Below are 1054 nucleotides of genomic sequence, written 5' to 3' on the forward strand. Positions count from 1 at the left end.
ATTGTTCATTGAAGTCATATACTCTTTTGCAGTGGTTTTAATTTCTGGCGGATTTGCTCTTAAAGTAGCCTGTATAAATGGTTTTACATACATATTTCTAGTACTAGCCAAATATTTGTTTTGTATGGCATTTATAGTTGCTAAGGTGTTTTTATAGGCTATATTTAGGTTTACATTCGGATTTCTAATGGCTGTAATTTGCAAAGAGTCTAATTTTTGCTGCTCTTTAGAAATTTCTGTAAGATAGTTTTTGTACACAATATTTTCATTAGATTCAGAAAACAAAACGGTTTGTTCTGGGTAATCTGGATGAAACGTAAAACTTATATTTTCTTTGTTAAAAATAAAATCTACAAAACTTGCCCCTTTTGTTCTATAACTTACTCTGTAAGAACCCACTTTTGTATCTGCAGGTAATTTAAACTGAAAAGAACCAATTTCTTGTTTGTTGCCTTCTATTAAAATACTATCTTTTTGTATGGTGGTATTTTGTATAAATTTTTGTCTTGCACCTTCTATTCTATATAAAATTACCCAATCTGTATCTATTGTATTTGTTAGGGTACCATTAACCAAATATTGTGCATTTGCAAATGATGATATTAAAAATATAAAACCAAGTAATTTTTTCATTTTTAGCATTCTAATTGTATTTTAAAAAAGGATGTTCAACAAGTGTACCAAAAATACTATTTCTAAAGCAAAATAGGTATATTGTACTTTAAAAAATAAAATGTCTTTAGCAAACAAAGTTATTTGGATTACAGGTGCTTCTTCTGGTATTGGAAAAGCATTAGCTATTGCGCTTTCAAAAAAAAATGCAAAACTACTATTATCATCTAGAAATTTAGAGGCTTTAGAAGAGGTGAAAAATCTTTGTAAAGCTCCAGATAATATAAAAATTATCCCTTTAGATTTAGCAGATTATAATGCTTTAAGCGGCAAAGCAGTACTCGCTATAAATGCTTTTGGTCATGTAGATATTTTAGTGAATAATGGTGGTATTAGCCAGCGTTCTTTAGTTAATGAAACCCAAATCTCTGTAGACAAACGC

General features: G+C 29.0%; 2 protein-coding genes. One reads left to right on the top strand and one right to left on the bottom strand.

The window, feature by feature from the left end; all coding sequences use genetic code 11:
* The coding region (locus ACTG3S_RS14535; protein ID WP_439130047.1) for a DUF4369 domain-containing protein at positions 1 to 633 on the bottom strand (633 nt) is incomplete at its 3' end.
* A gap of 100 nt (positions 634 to 733) precedes the next feature.
* Between ACTG3S_RS14535 and ACTG3S_RS14540 the strand changes: the two genes are divergently transcribed.
* Positions 734 to 1054, top strand: a 321-nt coding sequence (locus ACTG3S_RS14540; protein ID WP_439130048.1) for an SDR family NAD(P)-dependent oxidoreductase, incomplete at its 3' end; no start/stop codon positions are given.

The organism is Polaribacter sp., from assembly GCF_965656025.1.
Lineage (GTDB): Bacteria > Bacteroidota > Bacteroidia > Flavobacteriales > Flavobacteriaceae > Polaribacter.